The following is a 26441-nucleotide window of genomic DNA, read 5'->3' on the forward strand; positions in this document are numbered from 1 at the left end:
TTATTTGAGGCAATCGCCCGAGCGCGTGCGCCTGCCGCCGCGCGTGGCGGGCGGTCAAACGGCGCTTCGGGGGTCCATAGCCCGGGGCGCAGACAACGCAAGGCCGCCATGACGACGGCCCTACAGATGGCACCCCAGCGATGACCCAGGATTACAAGAGCACCATCAACCTGCCGCAGACGGATTTCCCGATGCGCGGCGATCTGCCCAAGCGCGAGCCGGGCTGGCTAGCCGAGTGGGAAAAGGCCGGCCGCTACGCGCAGATCCAGCAGAAGGCGGCCGGGCGCGACAAGGCGTTCGTGCTGCACGATGGCCCGCCGTACGCCAATGGCGCGATCCATATCGGCCATGCGGTGAACAAGATCCTCAAGGACATGGTGGTGCGCTCGAAGCTGCTGGCCGGCTGCCGTGCACCGTACGTGCCGGGCTGGGATTGCCACGGCCTGCCGATCGAGATCGCGGTCGAGAAGAAGTTCGGCAAGCCGGGCGACAAGCTCGACGCCCGCGCCTTCCGCCAGAAGTGTCGTGAATACGCCGCCGAGCAGGTCGATGCGCAGCGTGCCGGCTTCAAGCGTCTGGGCGTGCTGGGTGATTGGGAAAACCCGTACCGCACGATGGATTTCAAGTACGAGGCCGACATGATCCGCGCGCTGGCGCGCATCGTCGCCAATGGCCACGTGGTGCGCGGCGCCAAGCCGGTGCACTGGTGCTTCGATTGCGGTTCGGCGCTGGCCGAGGCCGAGATCGAATACGGCGACAAGCAGTCGCCGGCCGTGGACGTGGCTTATGACGCGGTCGACCCGAAGGCATTGGCTGCGAAGTTCGGCGTGGACGCCGGCGATGCCGTCGTCGCCGTGCCGATCTGGACCACCACGCCATGGACGCTGCCGGAAAGTCAGGCGGTGTCGCTGGGTGCGGAGCTGGAATACGCACTGGTCGAAGGCCCGGCGCGCGGCGGCAAGCGCGTGCTGCTGGTGATCGCCAGCCAGCTGGTCGACAAGTCGCTGGCCCGTTATTCCCCTCTCCCTCTGGGAGAGGGTGCCCGAAGGACGGGTGAGGGTACGGGCGAAGCGCGGCCTTCCGGCTCCGCCGAACCCTCACCCCCAGCCCCTCTCCCGCGGGGAGAGGGGAGCAAGGTGCTGGGCCATGTGGCGGGCGAAGCGCTCAACGGCACGCAGCTTCGCCACCCGTTCTACGAGCGCGTCGTGCCGGTGATCCTTGGCGATCACGTCAGTGCCGAGGACGGTACCGGTGCGGTGCATACCTCACCCGATCACGGCGTGGAAGATTTCGTGGTCGGCCGCGAGAACGGCATCGGCCTGCTCAACTACATCGGCGCACGCGGCACCTACCACGAAGGCACGCCGAAGGCCGGCGACCTCGACCTGGTCGGCATGCATATCTGGAAGGCCAACGACGCCATCGTCGAGCTGCTGCGTGCGCGTGGCGTGCTGCTGGCGCACGCGAAGATCGAACACAGCTATCCGAACTGCTGGCGCCACAAGACGCCGGTGATCTTCCGCGCCACGCCGCAATGGTTCATCGGCATGGAGCAGGCGGGCCTGCGCGATACCGCGTTGAAGTCGATCAAGGACGTGCGCTGGGTGCCGGGCTGGGGCGAGGAACGCATCGCCGGCATGGTCGCCGGGCGCCCGGACTGGTGCATCAGCCGTCAGCGTACCTGGGGCGTGCCGATCGCGCTGTTCGTGCACAAGGCCACGCAGGAGCCGCATCCCGATTCCGTGGCGCTGCTGGAACAGGTGGCGAAGCGGGTGGAGCAGGGCAGCATCGATGCCTGGTACGACCTCGATCCGGCCGAGCTGCTGGGTGACCAGGCGAAGGATTACGACAAGGTCACCGACGTGCTGGACGTGTGGTTCGACTCCGGCGTCACCCATTTCGCGGTGATCGGCCAGCGGCCCGAGCTGCAGCAGGGCGACGCAAGCGAATACAAGGTGATGTACCTGGAAGGCTCGGACCAGCATCGCGGCTGGTTCCAGTCGTCGCTGCTCACTTCCAGCGCGATTCACGGCCGTGCGCCCTACGATGACGTGCTCACCCACGGGTTCGCCGTGGATGCGCAAGGCCGCAAGATGTCCAAGTCGCTGGGCAACGTGGTCGCGCCGCAGAAGGTGATGGATACGCTGGGCGCCGACGTGCTGCGCCTGTGGGTGGCTTCGGCCGACTACCGCAACGAGATGAGCGTCTCCGACGAGATCCTGAAGCGCGTGTCCGACAGCTATCGCCGCCTGCGCAACACCGCGCGCTTCCTGCTCGGCAATCTCGACGGTTTCGATCCGACGAAGCATCTGGTCAAGGTGGAAGACAGCCTGCCGCTGGACCAGTGGGCCGTGCAGCAGGCCTGCGACGTGCAGCAGGCGGTGATCGCCGCCTACGAGCGTTACGACTTCCCCGAAGTGGTGGCGCGCGTGCAGAACTTCTGCACCAACGAGATGGGGGCGTTGTACCTGGACATCACCAAGGACCGCCTCTACACCATGCCCGCCGACAGTCACGGCCGGCGCAGCGCGCAGAGCGCGATGTACCGCATCGCCGAGGCGCTGGTGCGCTGGCTGGCGCCGATCCTGGGTTTCACCGCCGAGGAAATCTGGCGCAGCCTGCCCGGCGAGCACGGCGAAAGCGTGCTGTTCGAAACCTGGTACGACGGGCTGGTCGCCACCCAGAACTCGCCCGAACAGCGGCGTTACTGGCACGACCTGCTGGCGATCCGCGACACCGCTTCGCGCGTGCTCGAAGGTATGCGCAAGGGCGGCCAGATTGGCGCGGCGCTGGAAGCGAAGCTGACAATCCATGCCGATGAGGCCACGGTGACGCGCTACGCGCCGGCGATGGACGAGCTGCGCTTCGTCTTCATCACCTCCGATGTGCGCCTGGACAAGGCCGGCGGCCAGCCGGAAGACGCCGTGCTCACCGAGTTGGAGGGCGCCGACGTGTGGGTCTCCGCCACGGTCAGCGACGCGGCCAAGTGCGTGCGTTGCTGGCACCGGCGTGATGACGTGGGCAGCCATGCCGACCACCCCGAACTGTGCGGCCGTTGCGTCGGCAATGTGGAAGGCCCGGGCGAAAGCCGCCGCTGGTTCTGACTCCTTGCCCTTCTTCCTCTCCCTCCGGGGAGAGGATCGAGGTGAGGGGCGGGTGCTAGCGAAAACCTTTCCAAAGCATGCTTCGACGTTACCTCAACGCAAGATTAGCCCCTCACCCCCAACCCTCTCCCCGCAGGGGAGAGGGAGTAAATCACCACGGCGCGATCAGCTCATGACTCATCCCAAACCCAACGCCTTGCCCTGGCTGCTGCTTTCCGTCGTCGTCATCGCCCTGGACCAGCTCAGCAAATGGTGGGCATTGACCGGGCTGCAGCCGGGCGTGCCACACCCGGTGATTCCCGGTTTCCTCAATTGGACGCTGACCTTCAACCCCGGCGCGGCCTTCAGCTTCCTGGCCATGAGCGGCGGCTGGCAGCGCTGGTTCTTCGTGGTGCTGGCCATCGTCATCAGCGCGGTGCTGGTGGTGTGGCTGGCACGTACCGCGCGGCGTGACTGGCGCACGGCACTGCCGCTGGCGCTGATCATCGGCGGCGCGCTGGGCAACCTGATCGATCGCCTGCATGCGGCCCAGGTCACCGATTTCATCGACGTCTACTACCGGAACTGGCATTACCCCGTGTTCAACATCGCCGACTGCGGGGTGACCGTCGGAGCGGTGATACTGGTGGTGTTCGGGCTGTTCGGCGGCACGGAAAAAGGCGGCGTGCGATAATTGCTGCCTGCTCTCTATCACTCCCTCCCCTGCGTGCAGGGGAGGGTTGGGGAGGGGTAAGCCCGGTGCGCGACCCCCTCCATCTCCCCCTGCAAGCAGGGGGAGGGACAAGGCCACGGCTTTTACTATGGACATCCTGCTCGCCAATCCCCGCGGTTTCTGTGCCGGTGTCGACCGCGCCATTGCCATCGTCGACCGTGCGCTGGAATCCTACGGTGCGCCAATCTACGTGCGGCACGAGGTGGTGCACAACCGCTACGTGGTCGACAAGCTGCGCCACGACGGCGCGGTGTTCGTCGAGGAACTGCACGAAGTGCCCGACGGTGCCACGGTGATCTTCAGCGCCCATGGCGTGTCCAAGGCGGTGCGCGAGGAAGCCGAGCAACGCGACCTGAAGGTGTTCGACGCCACCTGTCCACTGGTCACCAAGGTGCACATGGAAGTGGCGCGACTAGGGCGCATCGGCCGCAGCGTGGTGCTGATCGGTCATGCCGGTCATCCGGAAGTGGAAGGCACCATGGGGCAGTGGAACCCTGCCAACACCGGCGAGATCCTGCTGGTCGAGTCGGTGGAGGATGTGGCCATGTTGACGCCGGCCTTCCCGCACCAGTTGTCCTACGTCACTCAGACCACGTTGTCGGTGGACGACACCAAGGCGATCATCGCCGCCCTGCGCGAGAAATTCCCGGATGTCGAAGGCCCGCGCAAGGACGACATCTGCTACGCCACGCAGAATCGCCAGGATGCCGTGCGCCGGCTCGCCGATGCGGTGGACTTGATGCTGGTGGTGGGCTCGGTCAACAGCTCCAACTCCAACCGCCTGCGCGAGCTGGCCGAGAAGCAGGGCGTGCGCGCCTATCTGATCGACGGCGCCGAACATATCGAACGCCAGTGGCTCGACGGCGTGCAACACATCGGCCTGACCGCGGGAGCCTCCGCCCCCGAGAAGCTGGTGCGTGACGTCATCGCCCGCCTGCAATCGTGGGGCGCGGGCGAAGTGCGCGAACTGGATGGCGAGCCGGAAAGCATCACCTTCGCGTTGCCGAAAGAGCTGCGCGTCGTTACGCCCTGACGGCGCGTGTCGTCATCGTGGAATGCCACTGTAGGAGCCCGTTCACGGGCGATGCCTTTACTTTGCTCATTCGTCAGGGCCGGGGAGAGAAAGCATCGCCCACGAGTGCGCTCCTACCGGGCAGGCCTCAGTGAACCACCGCTGCCGACACATCGAACGCCAGCGCATAGCTCGCCGGCGTTTCGGCGTCCTTGAAAGCCTCGTGGAAACCGTTGCCGTAGAACTTCTGCGCCCAATTGCCATAGCGCTCATGGTTGGTCGGGGCGTGATCGCTGCGGGTGATGACATCCAGTTCAAACGGGCCTGGACGGGAGCTACCGATCGCATTCATGACGCGTCCTCCTTCGGTTGCCACGCCACCGACCGGGCGAAAAGCCAACTTCCCGCCCGCCGTGGCGCCTGACACCTACTTAAGGACTGCGGGCGTCAATCCCGCGTAGAAGTTATGTCCACGCCTTCTGCACCATAAGGATCTCGAATAACCTTATTTTGCTCGTCATTCCTGCGAAAGCAGGAATCCAGTGCCTTTGCTTTTCAATGCCTTGAAGGCGCAGGGTTCCAGCTTTCGCTAGAGTGACGGGGCTTTTCGAGGTTTCCTATAGGGGACGAACCCGGATACGTGGAGGTGCGCTCGCGATGCCACAAGCAAAAGGCCCGCATCGCTGCAGGCCTTTTGCTTGTCCTGGTGCCGTTGAGAGGAGTCGAACCTCCGACCTACTGATTACGAATCAGTTGCTCTACCAACTGAGCTACAACGGCAAAACTGGAGACACCGAAGTCGCACGAGAAATGCGTCGCTCCACCCACTGAGCCATATTCCACGGTGAGCCGCGAAGTGTACGGGCAGGCCGGGTGGCGTGCAAGCATGGCTGCGGCCAAACTTGCGCCCTTCGCGAGCTGATGGACGCCTCGGGGGGGGGCGACGTTGCGGAGTTATCGGGTGCGCCGATGTTGGCGCAGTGTGACCTAGTGCAAGTTCCGGATCTGGCTAGGAACCGCTCGTCGGCTCGAATCCGCCGCTTGTCGGCCAGAGAGTGGGCTTGCCAGGGCAGCTCGCTAGAGTGAGTCACGAGATACAGGGGGATTTCCATGCGATTTCTTATGGGGCGGCGGGCGCGCCTGTCGATCATGGCCGGGGATGCCATGCATTGCGCGAGTCGTGAACTTGCGCCGACGCCACGGCAACGCGGCTTCACCCTGGTCGAGCTGATGATCACCTTGGCCGTGGCCGTGATCCTTACCGCCATCGCGGTGCCGAGTTTCCGCAATCTCACCTTGTCCAACCGGCTAACCACCGCTGCCAATGACGTTGTCGGTGCGCTCAATGTGGCGAGGATGGAAGCTGTCAAGCGCAATGCCAGCGTCCAGTTTTGCAGCGACAGCAGTACCGCCAACGGCAGCGACACGTTGGGCGGCCTGTGTGGAAGCAATGCTGGCGCCGTTTACACCGTGGTCAACGGAACGACTTCCGTGCTTGTACAAGCCCCGAATATGGGACTCGAAGGCGGTATCCAGCTCAATGGCAGCATGAAAGCCGTGCGATTCAATGGCCAGGGGCTGGGTTATGCCCCGACCAGCCTGACAACGCTTTCCGACGGCACGGTGGCGGATATCTGCACCACCTCGCTCAGTTCGGACAATCACCGGGTGGTCAGCATTACCACGGGTTCGATCGTCCATGTTGACATCACTACGAGTTCCACGTGCCAATGATCATTCGACGAATGTATCGCTCATCCCGGACGCCTCGTGTGCAGGCGGGTGTCGGTCTCATCGAGGTGCTGGTGGCCGTGCTGGTGCTGTCCATCGGCTTCCTCGGCATAGCGGCATTGCAGGCGATGTCTCTGTCCACGAACAACAGCGCGATGGCGCGCAGCATGGCCACGATCGACACCTACTCGATCCTGGATGCAATGCGCGCCGACCTTACCGGTGCAACCAGTGGTTCATATACCACGACAGTCACGGCGAATGCTTGCCCGGCAGCAGGTGCCTCGCTGGCCAGTCTTCAGCTCAACCAATGGTGTGGGCAACTGGGCAAGGATCTCGGTGCTACTGCCAGCACCACAGGCAAGGTTGACTGCACGAATGCCACAGGCACCAATACTGCCTATTGCACGATCACGATCCAGTTCGACGACAGCCGGGCTGGCCTGCAAGGCAGTTCTACCCAGCAGGTCGTCACGAAGGCCATGCTATGAACAATCCTTTTTCCCTGAGCCGAAACGGAAGGCTACGGTTTTCGAATGGCTTTACCCTCGTGGAATTGATGGTGGCCATGCTGCTTGGCCTTATCGTCATCGCGGGCGTTACCAGTGTGTTCCTGGCTGGCCAACGGACCTATCGCACGAACGATGCGCTGGGCGACGTGCAGGACAGCTCGCGCATAGCTTTCGAAATGCTTGCGCGCGACATTCGTGATGCAGGACTCACCGGTTGCGATACAAGCAGTGGGCGCGTGTCCAATGTATTGAACCCATCCACGAATGACTGGTGGGCTGACTGGCCAAACGCCTTGCACGGGTACGATGACGCCACCACCGACCCCGCGCTCAGCGGTCTGAAGGGTGATGGCGCTCCGGTGAAGGGCACCAGTTCCGTCCATGTCCTGAGTACGGGAGGAATGGGGCTGAGCGTTTCGCAAACACCCTCGTCAAACTCGGCCAACTTCAAGATCAACGAGAGCACCAATGATCTGCAGACTGGCGACGTGATCATGGTCTGCGATTTTGATCATGCAGCCATCCTGCAGATCACGAACATCAATTCGAACAATGTCACGGTCGTGCACAACGCGAACAGCAGTGGCACAAAGCCGTTTCCCGGAAACTGCTCGAAGGGGCTGGGCTATCCGACTGATTGCTCGAGCCAGAACGGGAATACCTACACTTTTCCACCCAACTCGCGGGTTGCCAAGCTCACCGGGGTCGACTGGTATATCGGCACGAACCCTGCGGGTGGGCAATCGTTGTATCGCCTGGCCCTGGTGACCAGTGGTGGCAGCGCGTCAACTACAACGCAGGAGATGGTACGCAATGTCACCGGAATGACGATTTCCTATCTCCAGCCATCGAGCAGCGCTTATCAAACGGCCACCGACATCGGTACAGGCTGGGCGACCGTCGATGCGGCAAAGATCATCCTGACGGTAGAGAGCACGTACCAGCGAGCCGGTACCGACGCAAAGCCGCTTGTACGTTCGTTCACCTCGACTACCACGGTGCGCAACCGAGTCCACTGACATGAAACCCATCATTGTTTACCGTTTGCGTGGGCGTGCCATGTCGAGCATGGCACGTGCCCAGCAAGGCATTGCGCTGGTAGTGGCGCTGATTTTGTTGCTGCTCATTACCTTGGTGGGGCTGGCGAGCGTGCGCGGCACCATCATGCAGAACAAGATGGCATCCAATCAGTATGACCGGCAGATTGCCTTCCAGAGTGCCGAAGCCGGGCTACGTGCCGGTGAGGCCTTGGTCTCCAGCAACCCCGGCATCATCGCCCGAGATTGCCAGGCCAGCGGTGTCGTGTGCCTTTCCAATCCGTTCGCTGACTCGAACCTGCCTTCCGGCGGTATCCATACGGTGAGTACCGGGACGGCGGCTGGCGACTTCAGTGCCAGTGCCGTGGCGGCCGGCCAGCCGCAGTTCGTGGTGGAGAACATGGGCAACTGGGTCGATACGACCAACAACACCGGCTTCAACCAGACCGCCAACTCGCGCAACTACGGTGTGCAGGGATCCTCTTCCACCGCGGTGTACTACCGCATCACCGCACGTAGCGGAGACCCTGCCACGATAGGGGATCGTGCCGTGGTGACTCTCCAGGCAGTCATCAAGCAAAACTGACCGTACCGGACATTACCGCATGCATGGCCGAGCTGTGCTGCAACTCTAGAGTGGACGTCATGAATATCGCCTCGTGTTTGGAAACCTGGAAAGACCGCCTGTTGCCGTGGCGTGCATGTGCAAAGGGAGCGCTGGCGCTTGCGCCTGTCACCAGGTATCGGGTTTCTCTCTCCGGCGATGTCATGGAGCGTGTTTCACCTCCTCGTGCACAGGGTGGCTTTGCCACGCTGCTTGGCCGGGCTCTCTCAACAGGTCTGTGCATCTGGCTGATGGGCATGGCCTACGTTCAGCCGGTGCATGCCGCAACGAGCAGCACCAGTACCGTGACAGTCGACCAACAACCACTGACGCTGCAGCCGTCAATTCCGCCGAATATCGTGCTGATGCTGGATGATTCGGGGTCGATGGCATGGGATTTCATGCCGGATGCGAATTATTTGACAGGGAATGCCACGGGGGTGGATGAAAACGGATACCAAGATACCTACGTGCCTGTCGATGGGTTGCGCAGTTCCAGTGTCAATGGCACGTATTACAACCCGAAAATCACTTATACCGTGCCGGTAAAGGCAGATGGTTCAAGTCAGGCTGCGCCAACGGGTTTGAGTGGTGCCTATGCTGACCCGTTCAGCAGTACAAGCACGACCGTGGATGTGACGCAGCATGCATCGACGCAGATGTGTGATTTCAACGGTTACAGTGCCAGCAATTGTCCGGATTCGCTTCTTTACGATTTTTCTTATTACACGGCGTTTCCGTCAGGTACGGCAACATATCGGCCTACTGAGCAGTGTGCGTCTGGGTACACTCTCGACTCCACCAGTGGTGTTTGCTACGACCCCAGTTCTTGGAGTCGGCGTCGTCAGTCTTACAGAGATGCATACAGTGCATACAGTTGCAAATCGGGCGATACGTATAACAGTGCTACGGGTTGGTGTGAACCGTCGGGAGTGACGGTCAGCTATACCTATTTGTTTACGTACTCAACGGTGGATGGGGACGGAAATTACGTAAGAAACTATGTCGGCAAGTCGTCGGATTGCACTGCGGCTGAGGCGAGCAGTGCCTGGACATCTGGGGCGACGTGTACCGACGACAGCGACAAATCAGGCGTTGCCGCGCCAAGCAATGTGCAGGCTGGCCAGAACATTGCCATCTGGTTCTCGTATTACCGCAAGCGCATCCTGATGGCCAAGAGCGGCCTGATGACCGCATTTTCGAAACTTGATTCAAAGTATCGCGTGGGTTTTGGCTCGATCGACAATAATGGCTCCTCGGCAATCACGGGTCTCGGGACGGGCAATTACAAAGAATTCAATAGTCAATATATTGCCTATGTCAAGCCTTTCGGGGATGGCTCATCGGACACGCAGAAAAGCAACTTCTGGAACTGGGTAACCAGCATTACCCCCAACAACGGAACCCCCCTGCGTCAGGCGCTGGATGCGGTGGGTGCCTATTACAAGACGAGTCAACCTTGGCAAACAATGTCCAGCGATCCGGTGGCGGATCCCACGACGAATACGCCCGAATTGGCTTGCCGTCAGTCGTACACCATTTTGACCACCGACGGTTTCTGGAACGGAAGCTATTCTTCCCAGACCACTTCTGGAGCCAGCGATACCAGTGGCCCGACCAATAGCGGCTCCAACGACCAGTCTTATACCTATAGCGCCGTGGCCCCTTATTCGGGAGGTGATACGCCAACATCGGACGGCAGCCCTTCGCTTGCCGACGTGGCAATGTATTACTGGAAGAAGGACTTGCGCAGCACCACGTCCAACGAGGTTCCACCCAGCACCGAAGATCCGGCGTTCTGGCAGCACATGACCACCTTCACGATGGGCCTGGGCTTTACGCCGAAGGATAGCAGCGGCAGTAAGATCGACATGACCGACGTGTTCAAGTGGGCGCAAGGCGGTACCAAGCCCAGTGGTTTCGCTGGATGGCCGCAGCCCGCTTCGAACAGCATCAACAACATTGCGGATCTCGCACATGCGGCGGTCAACGGCCACGGTGGTTTCTATTCCGCCACCAGCCCGGATTCCTTCACCAGCGGCCTGCAGGATGCGCTGAAGCGTGCAACCGAGCGCGTGGGTACCGGTGCCAGCCTGGCGGCGAACTCCACCCAGTTGAAGACTGGCACCATGGCCTATCAGGCCAACTATTACACGGCCAAGTGGAAGGGCGACCTCAAGGCATCGACGGTGAATCCCAATACGGGCGTCATTACCCCCACGGCCAAGTGGACAGCGTCCAGCATGTTGCCTGCAGCGAGTGGGCGCAATATCCAGACTTACGATCCCGACGCCACGGGAAGCCCAACGCTGGTGGCATTCAAGAACGGTACCGACTCCAGTGGCGCGGCCGCTCCGCCGGCTCTGTCGAGCAATGAGCTGACAGCGCTTGGAAGCACAGCTACCGATCAGATGAATATCGTGAACTATTTGCGCGGCGACGGCTCGCTGGAACAGAGCCACTCCAGCGGCATCTACCGTACTCGCGATACGCCATTGGGCGACATCGTGGATTCGCAGCCGGTTTATTCCGGAGCGCCCGATCCCAATGAATTCGCGAACCAGTCGTTTACCGGGACCGATACTTTCAACGCTTTCGCCGTTGGTTCAGTCGACGCCACCACCGGCGTTGCCACGGCGAGCAAGGCCTCGACGCGTACGCCGCTGGTCTATGTGGCGGCCAACGACGGCATGCTGCATGCTTTCGACGCCAGCACGGGCGCGGAGACTTTCGCGTACCTGCCGGCGGCGGTGATTCTGGCTGGAGTGAAGAACCTTTCCGATCCTAACTACGGCACCACTACTGCACAGCCGCACCAGTATTACAACGATGGCGAGCTGACCGTTGCGGATGCCTATCTTCCGTCACTCACGCAGATCAACGGCTCGTCGTGGCATACCATTCTGGTGGGCACTACTGGTCGGGGCACGGCCAAATCGGTGTATGCACTGGATGTAACCGATCCCGCCAATATCGCCTTGCTGTGGGAACGTTACGCCACGGATGGCAAGACGGGCAGTGGCTACATTGGCCAGATGGTGGGCAAGCCGGTGATTGCGCAGACGACGGATGGCAGCTGGTCGGTGCTGATCGGCAATGGTTACAACAGCGCTGAAGGCGTGTCGGCCCTGCTGCAGTTCGACCTCGCCACGGGCAGCCTGTCCGTGCACACGACCGGCGACACCTCGACTGGGAACGGGTTGGCTGCTCCGGTCGCCTGGATGGACGATGCCAGTGCCGGCGTCAGTACGGAGGCTTATGCAGGCGACTTGCACGGGAATGTCTGGTCATTTCCGCTCAACTATCTTTCCGGCAAGGGCAAGAATGCCTCCATCACGGCTTGTGGAAACCTCGACACGAATTGTGCGGGCACCAAGATATTCACGGCTACTGATGGCACCAACACCCAGCCTATTACGGGGGGCATGCTGGCAGGCAAGGATCCCGCGACCGGTAACGTATGGTTGTTCTTCGGTACGGGGCAATACCTGAGCAGCACCGATCTCGCCAATATGCAAGTACAGACCTGGTATGGCGTGGTTGCACAAGCGGGGACGAACGCATCCAGCTTGCCTGCGTTGCCTGCGACGCGCAGTGACCTCGTGCAACGTTCGATCATTGCGGAGCAGGCAGGCGACGCCACCACCAATCCGCCGACCCTGCCGGCGCGAGCGGTGTCCGCGGCTGGGACCAATGCCGATGGCACGCCGGATCTCTCCGGCAAGCGCGGCTGGTATCTCGACCTGGAATCGCCGACTGGAGCGAGCGGAGCCATGGTTGCCCAAGGTGAGCGGATGGTCACTCCCAACCAGTTCCAGGGTAATTTGCTGTTGGGGACTACACGTATCCCCGAGGTGACAGACGTTTGCAATCCTTCCGGCCGTGGTTGGGTCATGGCGATCAATCCGTTCACCGGCGGCAATCCACCGAGCAACTTCTTCGACGTGAATGGCGACGGTAGTATCAACAGCAGCGATATGATCACGTTGCCGGGGTCGGGGCCGGGCGGTTCAGGCGGGAAAGTGGTTGCGGCGGCAGGTGTGGGCTTCAATTCGCTGCCGAACAATCCAATCTTTGTCGGCGGTTCGATGCTGGTGAGCTTCGACAACGGCACTACTGCGAGCCTGAAAACGTCGGGTTCGACCGGGGCCATGACACGTGTGTCGTGGCAGGAACTGATCAGTCAGTAAGGGGCGGACGATGTGTTATCCAGCATGCAAGCGAGATGCAATATCTGTCGTTCCTGGTAACGGCCCATTCCTCGGCGATCATGGTGGTGGTTTCAGCCTGATCGAGTTGATGATAGTGGTGGCGATCATCGCGATCCTGGCGGCGATTGCCTATCCGTCGTACACGTCGCATATCACCAAGACCCATCGAGTGGCGGCGGAAGCCTGCTTGTCGGAGGTGGCCAACTACATGGAGCGCTACTACACCACCACCCTCAGCTACAAGGGGGCCACGATGCCCGCGCTGGATTGCCGCAGCGCGCAGCAAACCGGAGCGAATTACAGCTATGCCTTCTCGCCGGCTGCGCCGTCGAGTTCGGCGTACACCGCTCAGGCGACGCCCATCAATGCACAGCTGACGCGCGACACCAAGTGCGGCACGCTGTCGCTGGACCAGTCGGGGACGCGTAGTGCATCGACCGGTGACGTCACCTGTTGGTGAATTGTGGGACTGGATTGGATTTGGTCATCGTCTTGCAGGATCCGGCTTTGTAGCAGGAGCGCACTTGTGTGCGATGCCTTCCCTTCGTGTGGCGAAGAGCATCGCCCACTAGTGGGCTCCTACAGGGTATCTGCAGGCTTCCGAGGGTTCTGCAAACGCTCGGCCAGGCCTGAATGCCGCTGCGTGCGCTGGCTGGTGGCCAGATCGATGCTGGCTTGCGGGGCGACCAGGCTGAAATGCCGTCGCGCGCGGGTGATGCCGGTGTAGAGCAATTCGCGGGTAAGCACGACGGTGGCCTGGTCGGGTAGCAGCAGGGCGGTGTGTTCGAACTCCGAGCCCTGCGACTTGTGCACGGTCATGGCGTAGACGGTGTCGGTTTCTTCCAGCCTCGAGGGCAGGATGAAGCGCACGGTGTTGTCGCCAGGCGTGGCGCCATTGCTTGGGAAAGCCACGTGCAGGCGCATGACGCCGTCGCGGTCGGGGCGGCGCAGTGCAATGCCGACGTCGCCGTTCATCAGGCCCAGCATGTAGTCGTTGCGCAGCACCATCACCGGACGGCCTTCGTACCAGCCACGGTCCGTGTCGATCAGGTCGTTGGCATGCAGTGCTTCGGCGATACGCTGGTTGAGTGCATGGGTGCCGAAGGGGCCGTTGCGCAGGGCACACAGCAACTGGAAGTGGCTGTGGGCCTCCAGCACGCGGCTTGCCCACTTGGCGAAGGCATCGTCGCCGGCCTCGGCATCCGGGCGTTCGCGCTGCAGCAGTTCAAGGTAATGGCGATAGCCGCGTGGTGCGTCGTTGGACCCATCGTCAATGGGCAATGTTCCGGGCTTCGGTGGCATGTCGGATGGCGTGTCATTCCGGTGTTCGCCGGCATGACGCTGGTCCGGCGCCACCAGCTTTGAGTCATGGGCGGGTTGGCGTTGGCCTTCGACGGTCAGCGTGACGAGGTGGGCGTATTCGGCGGTCCAGCTCACGTCGCGGTGGGACGCTGCCAGCACGGTCTGCACGGCTTCGTTATCGCCGGCATTCACCGCACGCGCCAGCTCGCCGATGCCGCTGGTGTCGGCGAAGCGGTGGCTGTGGCGCAGCATGGCGATGTGCTGGTCCAGCGGTTGCGCATCATGGCGGGTAAAGGCATCGATATCGCCGCAACCGGCCTGGCGTAGCCAGTTGGCGGTGGCGGCGCTGTAGTGGCCGGCTTCGGCGCGACGACACAAGTCACCGAGTACGGCGCCGGCTTCCACCGAGGAAAGCTGGTCCTTGTCGCCCAGCAGCACCAAGCGGGCCGGAGGTGGCAGCGCCTCCAGCACGGCGGCAATCATTTCCAGGTCGATCATCGAGGCTTCGTCCACCACCAGGACGTCCAGCGCCAGCGGATGGCCCGAGTGGTGGCGAAAGCGGCGAGTGTCGGGGCGTGCGCCCAGCAGCCGATGCAACGTGGTGACTTCGGACGGGATGCTGGCACGCACGGCTTCGTCCACGTCGAGCCGGGCTCGTTGCGCGCTGATCGAGGCATTCAGTCGTGCAGCGGCCTTGCCGGTGGGCGCGGCCAGGCCAATGCGCAGTGCCTGGCCCTGCTCACGCAGCGCCAGTGTCTGCAGCAAGCCCAGCAGGCGCACCACGGTGGTGGTCTTGCCGGTGCCGGGGCCGCCGGTGATCACACCGAACGCGCCGCGCGCGGACAGCGCGCAGGCGATGCGCGGCCAGTCGGGGTTGGTGTCGGTGCCATCCATCGCCGCACCATCAGGAAACAGGCGTGCCAGTTCGGCGGCCAGGTGCGGCGAGGCGGGCAGCTGCTGGGCCACGCGCTGCGCAATGCCGTGGGCCACCGCGCGCTCGTGGTTCCAGTAGCGACGCAGGTACAGCCGCGTGCCATCGTGGACCAGCGGCGCATCGGCGGGCATGCCGTCGGCGCCGGCCAGCAGGGGCGAGGCCGGCAGGCCACCGTGCAGGTCGCGGGCCAATGCGCGCCAGTGGGCGGGCCAGTCTTGCGCGTCGGCTTGTGCGTCAAGTTGGTCCAGGTCCAGGCACAGGTGGCCATCGGCCAGCTGGCGGCTGAGCACGGCGGCCAGCCATGCCAGTTCGGTGGGCAGGCAGGGGTCGCACTCGGCCAGAAAGCGGGCGAATGCCACATCCAGCGGGCGCAGACGCTGGGCGGCAAGCGCCTCGTCGAGCAGGGCGTAGAGGGATGGCGTGTTTTCAGTCGCGGTCATCGGCCAGCTCTCCATCGGCAAACATCGCGTCCATCGCTTCGACCAGAGCGCGCGGTAAACGCGCGGCATGCACGCCGTGGCCGGCACCATCCACGCCACGCAAGTACAGGTAGAGCACGCCACCCATGTGGCGCTCGTAGTCGTAGCCGGGCAGGCGCGCCTTCAGTTGGCGGTGCAGCGCCAGGGTGTAGATGGCGTATTGCAGCTCGTAGCGGCTGTGCAGCACCGAGTCACGCATGGCCTGCGCGGTATAGGCCCTTGCGTCTGCGCCCAGGTAATTGGATTTGTAGTCGGCCACGTACCAGCGCCCTTCGTGCTCGAACACCAGGTCGATGAAGCCCTTGAGCATGCCGTTGACCAGGTTCGCCGCCAGTGGTGGGCGCGGTGCGCCGTCCAGGGTATGCGCGCTGACCAGGCGGTCCAGCGCCTGCGCCTGCACGTGGTTGGCCTCGAACCAGAACTCCAGCTCGGCGCGGTAGCACTGCGGATCGGTGAGCGCCGTCAGCGGCATCGTGCCGCCCCCGGGCAGCGCCAGCGGCGTGCGCAGCAGGACGGGCAGCCATTCGGTGAGCGGCCTTATCCAGCCCTGCCAGCCGCGTGCCTGGCAGCGGCGTGCAATGGTGTCGCGCAGTGCCAGCGAGGGCGCGGCGGCGTGGGCAAAGCCTTCCTCGGCACAATGCTCCAGCAGCTCGTGCAGGAAGGTGCCGGGCGCGGCGCCACGATGAAAATCGTGGATGCCGCCGGTCCGAGCGGTATTCGGCATATCGCCATCTTCCCGGGCTGCCTCGGCGAGCGTGGACTGCGCGGGGGTCTCTGGCGCGGGCGGCGGTGCAGCGTCGTCATGCCGGGCCAAGGCGCTGTAGCTGGCGATCCACCACGGCGCGCGTGGCGGCAACCTGCAGATGCGGGCGGGGCGCGGTTTGCGGGTGTCGTGCGTGGGGCGATAGCGCTGCGCATCGGCCGGATCGTCCAGTGTTTGCACCGCGATGGCGGTGCAACCCGCGGCCAGTGTTTCCAGCGCGGCGTGCAGGTCGGCCGGGGCGATCACCGCGCCGTCGCCCAGCACGTAACCGAAGGCGGACTTGTGCAGGCCGGGATCCTTCTTTCCGCCATCCTTGAGGCAGGCCACGCCCAGCCAGCACAGGTGGCGGGCGCGGGTGAGCGCCACGTAGAGCAGGCGCAGGTCTTCCTGCAGGCGTTCGTCCTCGGCGCGCTGCCATGCGGCGGCATCGGGGCGCAGGTCGAAGCGCGCCATGCCCTCGGCGTCGTGCCACAGCAGCGGGCGATCCGTGCGGGTTTCGCGGTAGCCGCAGACGAAAGGCAGCAGCACCACCGGGTACTCCAGCCCCTTGGACTTGTGGATGGTGACCAGCTTGACCAGGTCGGCCTCGCTTTCCAGCCGCACGATCTGTTCCTCGGCGGTCTCGCCGGTGGCGGGGCTGTCGATCTGCGCTGCCAGGTGGCGGATCAGCGCATGTTCTCCATCCAGCGCGGTGGCGGCCTGCTGCAGCAGCTCGGCCAGTTGCAGGATATTGGTGAGCGCACGCTCGCCATCGCCGCGCGCCAGCAGCCGCGCCGGTACCTCGAAGCGGTGCAGCAGCTCGTGCAGCATCGCCAGTACGCCGTGGCGTTGCCACAGCGCGTGCAACTGGCGGAAGTGCTCGCCGCAAACCTCCCAGTAGGCCTCGTCGGTGTTCAGACGATCCAGCTCGGCCACGCTGCGGTCCATCGCCGGCGTGGCCAGCGCGGCGCGCATGGCGCGGTCGTTGCCCGGTCTGGCGCAGGCGGTGAGCCAGACCAGCAGCTCGCCGGCCTCGGCGCTTTCGTACACCGATTGTTTGTCCGACAGGTACACGTGGGCGATGCCGCGTGCGTGCAGGGCGGCGCGCATCGCAGCGGCGTCGGTCCTGTCGCGCACGAGGATGGCGATATCGCCGGGGGCCAATGCGGTGAATACGCCATGGTCGTTGCTGAAGCCGCAACGACCGTCGCGTGCGGCATTGAGCCAGTCCACCAGCTGCGCGGCGGCATGGGCGGCCAGGGTTTCGCGGTAGTCGCCCGCGCCGATGGTTTCGGTGGACGTCCGGACGGCCATGGTCATGGCCGGCAGCGTGGCGCCGTCCAGCTGCAAATGGTCCGTGCGGCCCTTCGCCTCCACTTCGAGGAAGGGCAACGCGTCACCGAAACCGAACGCGCCCTTGGCATGCCGGTCCGCGAAGGCGAAGACATGGTTGACGGCCCTCACCAGCGTACCGGTGGAGCGGTGGTTGGTGCCCAGCGTCCAGTGCGGTGTGGCGGCGTCGTCGCGCGCCGCGAGATAGGTGTGGATGTCGGCGCCGCGAAAGCCATAGATCGCCTGCTTGGGATCGCCGATCAAGAGCAGCGCGGTGCCCGGCACGTCGTGGTAGAGGCGGCGGAAGATGCGCCACTGCAGCGGGTCGGTGTCCTGGAACTCGTCGACCAGGGCTACCGGGTACTGGCTGGCCACCAATTGCGCCAACGCCTCGCCGGTGGGGCCGCGCAAGGCGCCATCCAGCCGCGCCAGCATGTCGTCGTAGCCCAGCAGGGCCTGGCGGCGACGCGCTTCGTCGGCGCGCTGCGCCACCCATGGCGCGGCATGGGCCAGCAGCAGCGGCGGCAGCGTGTCGGTCTCGGCGCGTCGCGCCTGCAGTTGTTCCAGTGCGGCGAAGGCCGGATGGGTGGGGGTGGGCTTGTCCTTGGCCGTGCATTCGACCAGTCGCGCCTGGGTGAAGCGCGCCAGCGTATCGTTGTCCAGCGCCTCGCCGCAGGTCCAGGCGCGCATGCTGGCCAGATGGTCTGGCAGGTTGGCGGCGCGTACCTTGTTGCCGTTGAGCTGTTTGGTCTGCGACGCGGTGAGCAGCAGGTTCTCGATGGCATCGATCGCATCGCGCCAGCTGTCGCACGCAGTGGCTTCGGCGTCGTGCAGGGCGTTGGCGGGCGCGGCCAGCAGCTCGCGCGGCGCGCGTGGTGTCGGTAGTGGCTGGCCATCCAGTCGCAGCGCCCCGGCATGGGGTAGCAGGTCTTTCAACGCTTTTTGCAGCGCCTCGGGACTGGCCCACCACTGTGCGTACAGCGCGGCGGCGTCGGGGTCCAGGGTGAAGACGTGGCCGCGCCAGTAGTCGCGTACGGCTTCGGCCAGCAGCGCGGCCTCGTCGGCCACGGTGTCGCTGATGGCGCCCTCGCCGCTGGCGAAGGCGTGCTGGGTCAGCATGCGCTGGCACCAGCCGTGAATGGTGAATACCGCGGCTTCGTCCATCCACTGCGCGGCCAGCTCCAGTTGGCGCGCCGCGCGGGCGCGCGCGTCGGCATCGGGGTAGTCGGCGATCAGCGTGGCGAGGAAATCGTCAGGCGCACGCTGGCCGCGGAAGGCCGCGGCGGCGTCGGCCAGGCGCGTGCGGATGCGCTCGCGCAGCTCGGCAGTAGCGGCGCGGGTGAAAGTCATCACCAGGATCTGCGCGGGCAGCAGCGGCGTGCCGCCACCGTGACCCAGCACCAGGCGCAGGTACAGCGCGGCGATGGTCCAGGTCTTGCCGGTGCCAGCGCTGGCCTCGATCAGCTGGATATCGGTCAATGGCAGGCGCAGGGGATTCAGGGCTTGCGCGGCGTTCATGCGGCATCGTCCATGACGCGCGCGGCGTCCAGCAGCGGGCGGTACAGGTGCAGCCAATGCTCGAAGCCGGCGGCGTGCAGGGCGGCAAAGTCGCTCCAACTGCGGGCCAGCGCGGGCTCGCTGTCCACCTCGCCACGGGAATGCTCGCCATCACCGCGCGGTGCGTAGCATTGGCGGGCGGCGGCAAAGGCAGCAGCAGCCAGCGCGTCGTCGGACTTTTGTTTTTCCGGCGCGGCCTTCGCGTTGGCGGCCTCGACCTGCAGCCATGCGCAGGCGGTCTTGCGCGCGATGGGCAGCGGCGTGCACATGCCGGTGGCGAAGGCGGCCAGCAGCGCGTGCAGATGCTGTCGTGCTTCGGCGGTTGCCAGCGGGGGCAACTGCACGATGGCGTCGGGCGCCACCACGTGGGTGGTGATGGCCAGCGCGCTGGCGTTGGCCAGAAGGTGCGCCACCCAGGGTGCCACCAGCTTGTCGTGGCGCAGCTTCTTCTTGTCCATGAGCTTGCTGGCGGTGGCCAGCAGGCGCACGCGCTCGCCATCCTCGCTCTGACGCAGGTCGTCCACGCTGTCTTCCACGCTCAGGCCGTGCGCGGTGGCATGCAGGGCGTGGCGCGTTCCAGTCAGCGGATAGTGCAGGTCCAGCGCCTGCCAGCGCGTGGCGACGCGCGCGGCGGCGGCCGTCATTGGCGCCAGGGTCAGCGCGCCGAAGCTGCCCGGTGGCAGCGCGCCCTGTTGCACCAACCGCGTGGCCATCGAGGCCTGCGCGTCGGCGCCCCCCTGGATGGCGGCGCGCAGCAGGGTGTCGGTGAGCAGGTGGTTTTCCAGTGCGTCGAGCGCGAAGGGCTCGTGTTCGAGTTCGGCGTCGTCCGCGTCGGCAAACTGCACACCCAGGCGCTCGGCGTAGAAGCTGCGCGCAGGCGAACGCAAGAAGCGTTGCAGCACGGCCAGGTCCAGCGGCGTTTCGCGCGAGCATGGTGGCAGCGGCGCGTCGGACGTCTGCGCATGGCCAGCGCGCGCCTGCTGCCACTCGCGGGCGTAGGTGAACACGCGCGCGTCGGCTTGGGCGTCGAAGTAGCAGGGGCTGAAGGCTTGCAGCGGATAGTGGGTGGTGAGGAGCGGAAGGGGATCAAAAAGGGGGTCAGAGTCAAAAAGGGGGTCAGAGTCACTTTTCCGATCCCTCGCCGCCAGTCCGTACCGCGCCGAAAAGTGACTCTGACCCCCTTTTTGACCCCCTTTTTGTTCTGCCCATCCCGCGGCGAGGTAGTCGCGCAATTGCCCTACCAGCACCGAGGGCGGCAGTTCGCTGTTGTCACGGGCGCTCTTGCCCACCCAGCTCACATACAGCCGGTCGCGGGCGGCAAGCAGCGCTTCCAGGAACAGATAGCGGTCGTCCTCGCGGCGCGAGCGGTCGCCGGGACGCTGCTGGCCGGGCGTGGCCATCAGGTCGAAATCCGGCGCGCTGCTCTTGCGCGGGTAGGCGCCGTCGTCCATGCCCAGCAGGCACACCACGCGGAACGGGATGGCGCGCATCGGCATCAACGTGGCGAAGCTCACCGCGCCGCCCATGAAGCGCTGCGACAGGCGGCTTTCGTCCACGGCGGCGAGCCAGTGTTCGCGCACCACGGCAAGCGGCACGACATCGGCGAAGCCGGCTTCCGTGCAGGCCAGCTCCCAGGCTTCCAGCGCGCCGTGCAGGCGCTGCAGCAGCGCGGCATCGCCGTCGTCGCGGCCTTCGTCGAAGAAGGTCGCCAACAGCGCGCGCAAGCGCTGGCCCCATGCGCTTGGCGTGGCGGACGTGGCCAGTTGCCGGCCGTGCTGATCGAGGGCATCCATCAGCAGCGCCAGTGGCCCGACCAGCGCGGCATCCAGGCCGCCGACTTCGTCGAACGGCGCGATGCCATGCAGCGACTGGCCATCGCCCACGGCGTAGCCAAGCAGCATGCGGCGCAGGCCGAAGCGCCAGCTGTTCTGTTCCTCTGGCGGCAACCCCAGGTTGGCCTTTTGCGCGCCATCCAGGCCCCAGCGGATGCCGGCGCCCTCGATCCAGCGGCGCAGCGTGGGCAAGCCGGATTCGTCGAGGCCGAAGCGGCGGCGCAGCGCGGGCGTGTCCAAGAGGTCCAGGATGTCGCCGCTGGCGTAGCGCGATTCGGGCAGGCGCAGCAGCTGCTCCAGTGCCACCAGCAGGGGCGCGGTGCCGCGGCCAGGGCGATCGGCGATGCTGCACGGCAGGAAGCGTGGATCGTCCATGGGCAGACGGCCGAACACCGCCTGGATGTGCGGTGCGTAGGCCTGGATGTCGGGCACCATCACCATCACCTCGCGCGGCGCCAGCGGCTGGCCGTCGCGTTCGGCCTGCTCGAACATCGCCAGCAGGTTGTCGTGCAGCACTTCCACCTCGCGCTGGCGGTTGTGCGCCACGTGGAAGCCCAGCGAATCGTCGTCGGGAATCAGCGCCTTGCGCTGGTCGGGGGCGGCGGGCAGCGGCTCGAGTTCGAGAATGGCCTGTTGCACCTGGTGCAGCAGACTGCCCGCGCCGGGGTCGGCAAACAGGTCGATGTCGCGACCCAGTGCGGCGAAGCGCGGGCGGTAGCTGTCCGGCGCGTCGAAGCTGTCGAGCAGGCGGATGTAGTCGCGGCCCTGCTTGCCCCAGGCCGCCAGCAGCGGATTGGCGTGCTGATGCAGGTCCTCGAAGCGCGGCTCGGGCGGCAGGCCGGGCTTGCCGGCGTGGCGGCGCTGCTGCGCGCGCAGCAGCTCGCGGTCCTCGATGATGTCGGCCCAGTAGTGCCGGCAGGGATTGGCCACCAGCAGCAGCACCTGGCACACGCGCGCCAGCGCGGTCAGCGCCTCCAGCGTCTGCTGCGGCAGGCTGGAGATGCCGAACACCACCAGCCGGCATGGCAAACCCGCGGGGCGCTGGTCGAGGCTGGCGGCGAGCTCAAGGAAGGCGCGGTGCACGCTGGCGCGGTGGGTCTGCCGCGCATCGGCGCCCACGTCGTCCAGCAAGGCGCGCCACAGGCGTGGTTGCCAGCACTGGTCGGTCGGCAGAGATGAGCTTGATCCGCGCAGCTCGTCGCGCAACACGTCACGGCCGTGCTCCCAGTCATCCAGCCAGTCGGCGCGATAGACCTGGTACTGGTCGAACAGGTCGGCGATCTGGCCGGCCAGCTGGAACAGCTTTGTCGGCGTGGTCTGGGCGTCATCGCCGAGGAAATGGCGCAGCGGCGCGAAACCGTCGTCGTGCAGATGCGCCGGCAACAGACGCATCAGTCGCCAGGTCAGGCGTGACTTGTCGAACGGCGACGCGGTCGGCACGGCGTCGGGTCCCAGCACGGCGCGATAGGCCTGCCACAGGAAGCGGCCGGGCAGTTGCATGTCCACCGCCGCGCTGATGCCCATGCCGCCCGCTGCCGGCGCGCGCGCCAGCGCCATCTTCAGCCACTGCGCGATGCCGTTGCTCTGCACCAGCATCAACTCGTCTTCCAGTGGTGCCAGCGGCGCCTTGGCCAGCCACGCCAGCAGCAGGTCGCGCAGGTCTTCCAGGCGGTTGCCATGGACGACCATCAGGCCGGGCTGGATCGCCGGGGCGGGCGAGGTATCGCGGTTTGCTGTCACGGCGGGCTCGGTTGCACTCTGGACCGGGATTGTCCACGAGTTAAGCGGTGGATGTCGCCTCTAGCGTGGCATCGACGAGTCTCGCGGCCTGCGACGTCGGGTGGCTGGCGGGTGTCTGCGTGGACGAGCGGCGTCGCGCCTGCTCGGCTGGCGGCTCTTTACGGGCCGGGACAGGCCGCCGCCGCAACGAAAAAGGCCACCCTTGCGAGGTGGCCTTTTTCGACGATCTTGAGTGGTGGGCGGTACAAGGATCGAACTTGTGACACCTGCCGTGTGAAGGCAGTGCTCTACCGCTGAGCTAACCGCCCGCCGAGAGCGCGCAAATATACGGGGTGACGGGACCGAGGTCAACTGGTGGATGCCGGCGAAAGGGGCGGAAATGGCGGGCGTTGCTAGAATGGCGGCCCCACGAGGCCGACCGATCCAAGGAATTTCACATGTCGCATGTCCTGCAGGCGTTGCAGCACTTCCAGTTGACACCGTGGAAGATAGTGGGCTTCGCCGGTACGCTGATGTTTACCAGTCGCTGGTTCGTGCAGCTGTACTACACGCGCAAGTACAAGCGGGTGGTGATGCCGCTGGCGTTCTGGGTGCTGTCGGTGTGCGGCAGCATGCTGTTGCTGGCCTATTTCATCGCCGGCAAGAACGATTCGGTGGGCATTCTCTCGAATTTCTTCCCGGTGTTCGTCTCGGTCTACAACCTGATCGTGCACCTGCGGCATCGGAAGAACGCGATCACGGGTGACGCCACGGTGTGACAGTATCTGTCGTGCCCCATTGGCAGGAGCGCACCCTGTGCGGGATGGCTCTTCGCCAGGTGACGGAAAGCATCGCGCACAGGGGGGGGCGCTCCTACGGGGTCATTCCGGTTCGTAGTCGAGATTGGAGGCCAGCCAGCGCTCGGCTTCCTGCAGTGTCCAGCCCTTGCGGCGGGCATAGTCCTCGACCTGTTCCTTGCCGAGGCGGCCGACCACGAAGTACTGGCTGTCCGGGTGCGAGTAGTACCAGCCGGAGACGGCAGCAGCCGGGTACATCGAGAAGCCTTCGGTGAGCTCGATGCCGGCGTTCTTGGTGGCGTCCAGCAACTGGAACAGCGTGGCTTTCTCGGTGTGTTCGGGGCACGCGGGGTAGCCGGGAGCAGGGCGGATGCCGCGGTATTTCTCGGCGATCAGGTCATCATTGTCGAGCGCCTCATCCGGCACGAAGCCCCAGAATTCCTTGCGTACGCGTTCGTGCATGTGCTCGGCGAAGGCCTCGGCGAGACGGTCGGCCAGGGCCTTGAGGATGATCGAGGAGTAGTCGTCGTAATCGGCCAGGAAGCGGTTGAGGTGCTCCTCGATGCCAAGGCCAGCAGTGACGGCGAAGCCGCCGATCCAGTCGGGCTTGTCGAACTCCTTCGGCGCGATGAAATCGGCCAGGCACAGGTCGGGGCGTTCGGGCGGCTTGTCGGCCTGCTGGCGCAGGCTGTGCAATACCGCCAACGGCGTGCGGCGACTGGCGTCGGTGTAGATCTCCACGTCGTCGCCGATGTTGGCCGCGGGCCACAGGCCGATCACGGCGCGGGCGGTCAACCACTTTTCGGCGATGATCCTGTCCAGCATCGCGTGGGCATCGCGGAACAGTTCGCTGGCCTGGGGGCCGACCACTTCGTCGGTGAGGATGGCGGGGTAGTGACCGGCCAGTTCCCATGCCTGGAAGAACGGGGTCCAGTCGATGTACTGGCGGATCACCGAGAGGTCGTAGTCGTCGAATACCGTGACGCCAGGCTGTTTTGGCTGCGGCGGCTCGTAGCTGGCCCAGTCGCAGCGGTAGCGCTGGGCGCGGGCTTTTTCCAGCGACACCAGTTTCTTGCCGGGGCCGCGGTTGCGATGGCGTTCGCGCACGTCGACGTAGTCGGCGCGCACCTTGGCCAGGAAGTCGTCGACCAGCTCCTTGCTGACCAGCGACTGCGCCACGCCGACCGCGCGCGAGGCATCCTTCACCCACACGGTACCGGCCTTGTAGTGCGGCTCGATCTTCAGTGCGGTGTGCGCGCGCGAGGTGGTGGCGCCGCCGATCAGCAGCGGGATGTGGAAGTCGCGTCGCTGCATTTCCTTGGCGACGTTGGCCATTTCTTCCAGCGACGGGGTGATCAGGCCGGACAGGCCGATCATGTCGGCGTTCTCGGCAATCGCGGTGTCGAGGATCTTTTGCGCCGGCACCATCACGCCCAGGTCGGTCACGTCGAAGTTGTTGCAGCGGAGCACCACGCCGACGATGTTCTTGCCGATGTCGTGCACGTCGCCCTTGACTGTGGCCATCACGATCTTGCCGTTGCTCTTGCCGGTGTCGCCGGTGCGCAGCTTTTCCGCCTCGATGTAGGGCAGCAGGTAGGCTACGGCCTTCTTCATCACGCGCGCGGATTTGACCACCTGCGGCAGGAACATCTTGCCGGCGCCGAACAGGTCGCCGACCACGTTCATGCCGTCCATCAGCGGTCCCTCGATCACGTCGAGCGGACGCGTCGAGAGCTGGCGGGCCTCTTCGGTATCCTCGACCACGTATTGGTCGATGCCGTGCACCAGGGCGTGGCTGAGGCGTGCGCGCACATCTTTCTCGCGCCAGGCCAGCGTCTCGACGACGACTTCGCCTTTCTTCTTCTTGTAGTTGTCGGCGATGTCGAGCAGGCGCTCGGTGGCGTCGTCGCGGCGGTTGAGCACCACGTCCTCGACGCGTTCGCGCAGTTCGGCGTCGAGTTCGTCGTAGATCGCCAGCGCGCCGGCGTTGACGATGCCCATGTCCATGCCGGCCTGGATGGCGTGGTACAGGAACACCGAGTGGATTGCCTCGCGCACGGTGTCGTTGCCGCGGAACGAGAACGACACGTTGGAGACGCCACCGGAAATGTGGCAGTGCGGAAAGCGCCGCTTCAACTCGCGGGTGGCCTCGATGAAATCCACCGCGTAGTTGTTGTGCTCCTCGATGCCGGTGGCGATGGCGAAGATGTTGGGGTCGAAGATGATGTCTTCGGGCAGGAAGTCCAGCTCGCCGGTGAGCAGTTCGTAGGCGCGCGCGCAGATGGATACCTTGCGCTCGCAGGTATCGGCCTGGCCTTGTTCGTCGAAGGCCATCACCACGGCGGCGGCGCCGTATTGCTGCACCTTGCGCGCGTGGTCCAGGAACTCCGCCTCGCCTTCCTTCATCGAGATGGAGTTGACGATACCCTTGCCCTGCAGGCAGCGCAGGCCGGCTTCGATCACCGTCCATTTCGACGAATCGACCATCACCGGCACGCGGGCGATATCGGGCTCCGCGGCGATCAGGTTGAGGAAGCGCACCATCGCCGCTTCGGAGTCGATCAGGCCTTCGTCCATGTTCACGTCGATGATCTGCGCACCGTTCTCCACCTGCTGGCGTGCCACCTCGACGGCTTCCTCGTAGCGATCCTCCTTGATCAGTTTCTTGAACTTGGCCGAACCGGTGACATTGGTGCGCTCGCCCACGTTGACGAACAGCAGGTCGGGCGTGAGGACCAGCGGCTCGAGACCGGACAGGCGGGTGTGACGGGTACTCATGAGGAAATGCTTCTTGCGTTGGCCTCCTCTCCCCCGTGGGGAGAGG

At 64.7% G+C, this 26441-nt stretch carries 15 protein-coding genes and 2 tRNA genes; 10 read left to right on the plus strand and 7 right to left on the minus strand.

Annotation, left to right across the window (positions count from 1 at the left end; genetic code table 11):
- The first annotated feature begins 140 nt into the window (after positions 1-140).
- From BMY90_RS00805 to ispH, 3 genes are all read left to right on the plus strand, one after another.
- Entirely contained in the window at positions 141-3104 is a 2964-nt protein-coding gene (locus BMY90_RS00805; RefSeq protein ID WP_092700483.1) for an isoleucine--tRNA ligase, read from the plus strand.
- Between the two features lie 172 nt (positions 3105-3276).
- On the plus strand, positions 3277-3777 hold the full coding sequence (lspA, locus tag BMY90_RS00810) for a signal peptidase II (protein ID WP_092700486.1): 501 nt from the start codon (positions 3277-3279) through the stop codon (positions 3775-3777).
- Positions 3778-3904: 127 nt separating this feature from the next.
- On the plus strand, positions 3905-4849 hold the full coding sequence (gene ispH, locus BMY90_RS00815; RefSeq protein WP_008212615.1) for a 4-hydroxy-3-methylbut-2-enyl diphosphate reductase: 945 nt from the start codon (positions 3905-3907) through the stop codon (positions 4847-4849).
- 127 nt (positions 4850-4976) lie between these two features.
- On the opposite strand, the gene BMY90_RS00820 is transcribed toward ispH, so the two are convergent.
- Positions 4977-5180, minus strand: a complete 204-nt coding sequence (locus BMY90_RS00820) for a hypothetical protein (RefSeq protein WP_008212616.1) — start codon at positions 5178-5180, stop codon at positions 4977-4979.
- Positions 5181-5532: 352 nt separating this feature from the next.
- Positions 5533-5608 (minus strand) — tRNA-Thr (locus BMY90_RS00825).
- Between the two features lie 330 nt (positions 5609-5938).
- Between BMY90_RS00825 and BMY90_RS00830 the strand changes: the two genes are divergently transcribed.
- The 6 genes from BMY90_RS00830 to BMY90_RS00855 are packed head-to-tail and all read left to right on the plus strand — an operon-like array spanning position 5939 to position 13383.
- Complete coding sequence (locus BMY90_RS00830) at positions 5939-6562, plus strand: GspH/FimT family pseudopilin (RefSeq protein ID WP_245734778.1); 624 nt, start codon at positions 5939-5941, stop codon at positions 6560-6562.
- Complete coding sequence (gene pilV / locus BMY90_RS00835) at positions 6559-7050, plus strand: type IV pilus modification protein PilV (RefSeq protein ID WP_175481474.1); 492 nt, start codon at positions 6559-6561, stop codon at positions 7048-7050. The genes BMY90_RS00830 and pilV overlap by 4 nt, the downstream gene beginning before the upstream one ends.
- Entirely contained in the window at positions 7047-8090 is a 1044-nt protein-coding gene (locus BMY90_RS00840; protein ID WP_092700492.1) for a prepilin-type N-terminal cleavage/methylation domain-containing protein, read from the plus strand. The genes pilV and BMY90_RS00840 overlap by 4 nt, the downstream gene beginning before the upstream one ends.
- A gap of 1 nt (position 8091) precedes the next feature.
- Positions 8092-8694, plus strand: a complete 603-nt coding sequence (locus BMY90_RS00845) for a pilus assembly PilX family protein (RefSeq protein WP_245734780.1) — start codon at positions 8092-8094, stop codon at positions 8692-8694.
- Positions 8695-8753: 59 nt separating this feature from the next.
- On the plus strand, positions 8754-12902 hold the full coding sequence (locus tag BMY90_RS00850) for a pilus assembly protein (RefSeq protein ID WP_245734782.1): 4149 nt from the start codon (positions 8754-8756) through the stop codon (positions 12900-12902).
- A 10-nt stretch (positions 12903-12912) separates the two neighbouring features.
- A complete protein-coding gene (locus tag BMY90_RS00855) occupies positions 12913-13383 on the plus strand; it encodes a type IV pilin protein (RefSeq protein WP_092700498.1) in 471 nt (156 codons plus the stop codon).
- Positions 13384-13502: 119 nt separating this feature from the next.
- On the opposite strand, the gene recD is transcribed toward BMY90_RS00855, so the two are convergent.
- The 4 genes from recD to BMY90_RS00875 all read right to left on the minus strand — a co-directional run bounded on the left by recD (position 13503) and on the right by BMY90_RS00875 (position 23149).
- Entirely contained in the window at positions 13503-15599 is a 2097-nt protein-coding gene (gene recD / locus BMY90_RS00860) for an exodeoxyribonuclease V subunit alpha (RefSeq protein WP_245734786.1), read from the minus strand.
- Positions 15586-19230 carry an exodeoxyribonuclease V subunit beta gene (gene recB / locus BMY90_RS00865; protein WP_092700504.1) on the minus strand — a complete coding sequence of 1215 codons (3645 nt, stop codon included), beginning with the start codon at positions 19228-19230 and terminating at the stop codon, positions 15586-15588. Before recB ends, recD begins: the two co-directional genes overlap by 14 nt.
- Complete coding sequence (gene recC / locus BMY90_RS00870; RefSeq protein WP_245734788.1) at positions 19227-22841, minus strand: exodeoxyribonuclease V subunit gamma; 3615 nt, start codon at positions 22839-22841, stop codon at positions 19227-19229. The genes recB and recC overlap by 4 nt, the downstream gene beginning before the upstream one ends.
- A gap of 233 nt (positions 22842-23074) precedes the next feature.
- A tRNA-Val gene (locus BMY90_RS00875) sits at positions 23075-23149 on the minus strand.
- Positions 23150-23278: 129 nt separating this feature from the next.
- Between BMY90_RS00875 and BMY90_RS00880 the strand changes: the two genes are divergently transcribed.
- Positions 23279-23599 (plus strand): lipid-A-disaccharide synthase N-terminal domain-containing protein, encoded by a 321-nt coding sequence (locus BMY90_RS00880; RefSeq protein ID WP_008209535.1) that lies wholly within the window; start codon positions 23279-23281, stop codon positions 23597-23599.
- Between the two features lie 102 nt (positions 23600-23701).
- On the opposite strand, the gene metH is transcribed toward BMY90_RS00880, so the two are convergent.
- Positions 23702-26395 carry a methionine synthase gene (metH, locus tag BMY90_RS00885; RefSeq protein WP_092700510.1) on the minus strand — a complete coding sequence of 898 codons (2694 nt, stop codon included), beginning with the start codon at positions 26393-26395 and terminating at the stop codon, positions 23702-23704.
- Positions 26396-26441: the final 46 nt, after the last annotated feature.

This window comes from Rhodanobacter glycinis, from assembly GCF_900114325.1.
GTDB lineage: Bacteria > Pseudomonadota > Gammaproteobacteria > Xanthomonadales > Rhodanobacteraceae > Rhodanobacter_A > Rhodanobacter_A glycinis.

What these genes read in the sequence shown, in the direction of transcription:
- BMY90_RS00805 (WP_092700483.1), top strand. Translation starts at nt 141, where the DNA reads ATGACCCAGGATTACAAGAGCACCATCAACCTGCCGCAGACGGATTTC.
- lspA (WP_092700486.1), top strand. Translation starts at nt 3,277, where the DNA reads ATGACTCATCCCAAACCCAACGCCTTGCCCTGGCTGCTGCTTTCCGTC.
- ispH (WP_008212615.1), top strand. Translation starts at nt 3,905, where the DNA reads ATGGACATCCTGCTCGCCAATCCCCGCGGTTTCTGTGCCGGTGTCGAC.
- BMY90_RS00820 (WP_008212616.1), bottom strand. Translation starts at nt 5,180, where the DNA reads ATGAATGCGATCGGTAGCTCCCGTCCAGGCCCGTTTGAACTGGATGTC.
- BMY90_RS00830 (WP_245734778.1), top strand. Translation starts at nt 5,939, where the DNA reads ATGCGATTTCTTATGGGGCGGCGGGCGCGCCTGTCGATCATGGCCGGG.
- pilV (WP_175481474.1), top strand. Translation starts at nt 6,559, where the DNA reads ATGATCATTCGACGAATGTATCGCTCATCCCGGACGCCTCGTGTGCAG.
- BMY90_RS00840 (WP_092700492.1), top strand. Translation starts at nt 7,047, where the DNA reads ATGAACAATCCTTTTTCCCTGAGCCGAAACGGAAGGCTACGGTTTTCG.
- BMY90_RS00845 (WP_245734780.1), top strand. Translation starts at nt 8,092, where the DNA reads ATGAAACCCATCATTGTTTACCGTTTGCGTGGGCGTGCCATGTCGAGC.
- BMY90_RS00850 (WP_245734782.1), top strand. Translation starts at nt 8,754, where the DNA reads ATGAATATCGCCTCGTGTTTGGAAACCTGGAAAGACCGCCTGTTGCCG.
- BMY90_RS00855 (WP_092700498.1), top strand. Translation starts at nt 12,913, where the DNA reads ATGTGTTATCCAGCATGCAAGCGAGATGCAATATCTGTCGTTCCTGGT.
- recD (WP_245734786.1), bottom strand. Translation starts at nt 15,599, where the DNA reads ATGACCGCGACTGAAAACACGCCATCCCTCTACGCCCTGCTCGACGAG.
- recB (WP_092700504.1), bottom strand. Translation starts at nt 19,230, where the DNA reads ATGAACGCCGCGCAAGCCCTGAATCCCCTGCGCCTGCCATTGACCGAT.
- BMY90_RS00880 (WP_008209535.1), top strand. Translation starts at nt 23,279, where the DNA reads ATGTCGCATGTCCTGCAGGCGTTGCAGCACTTCCAGTTGACACCGTGG.
- metH (WP_092700510.1), bottom strand. Translation starts at nt 26,395, where the DNA reads ATGAGTACCCGTCACACCCGCCTGTCCGGTCTCGAGCCGCTGGTCCTC.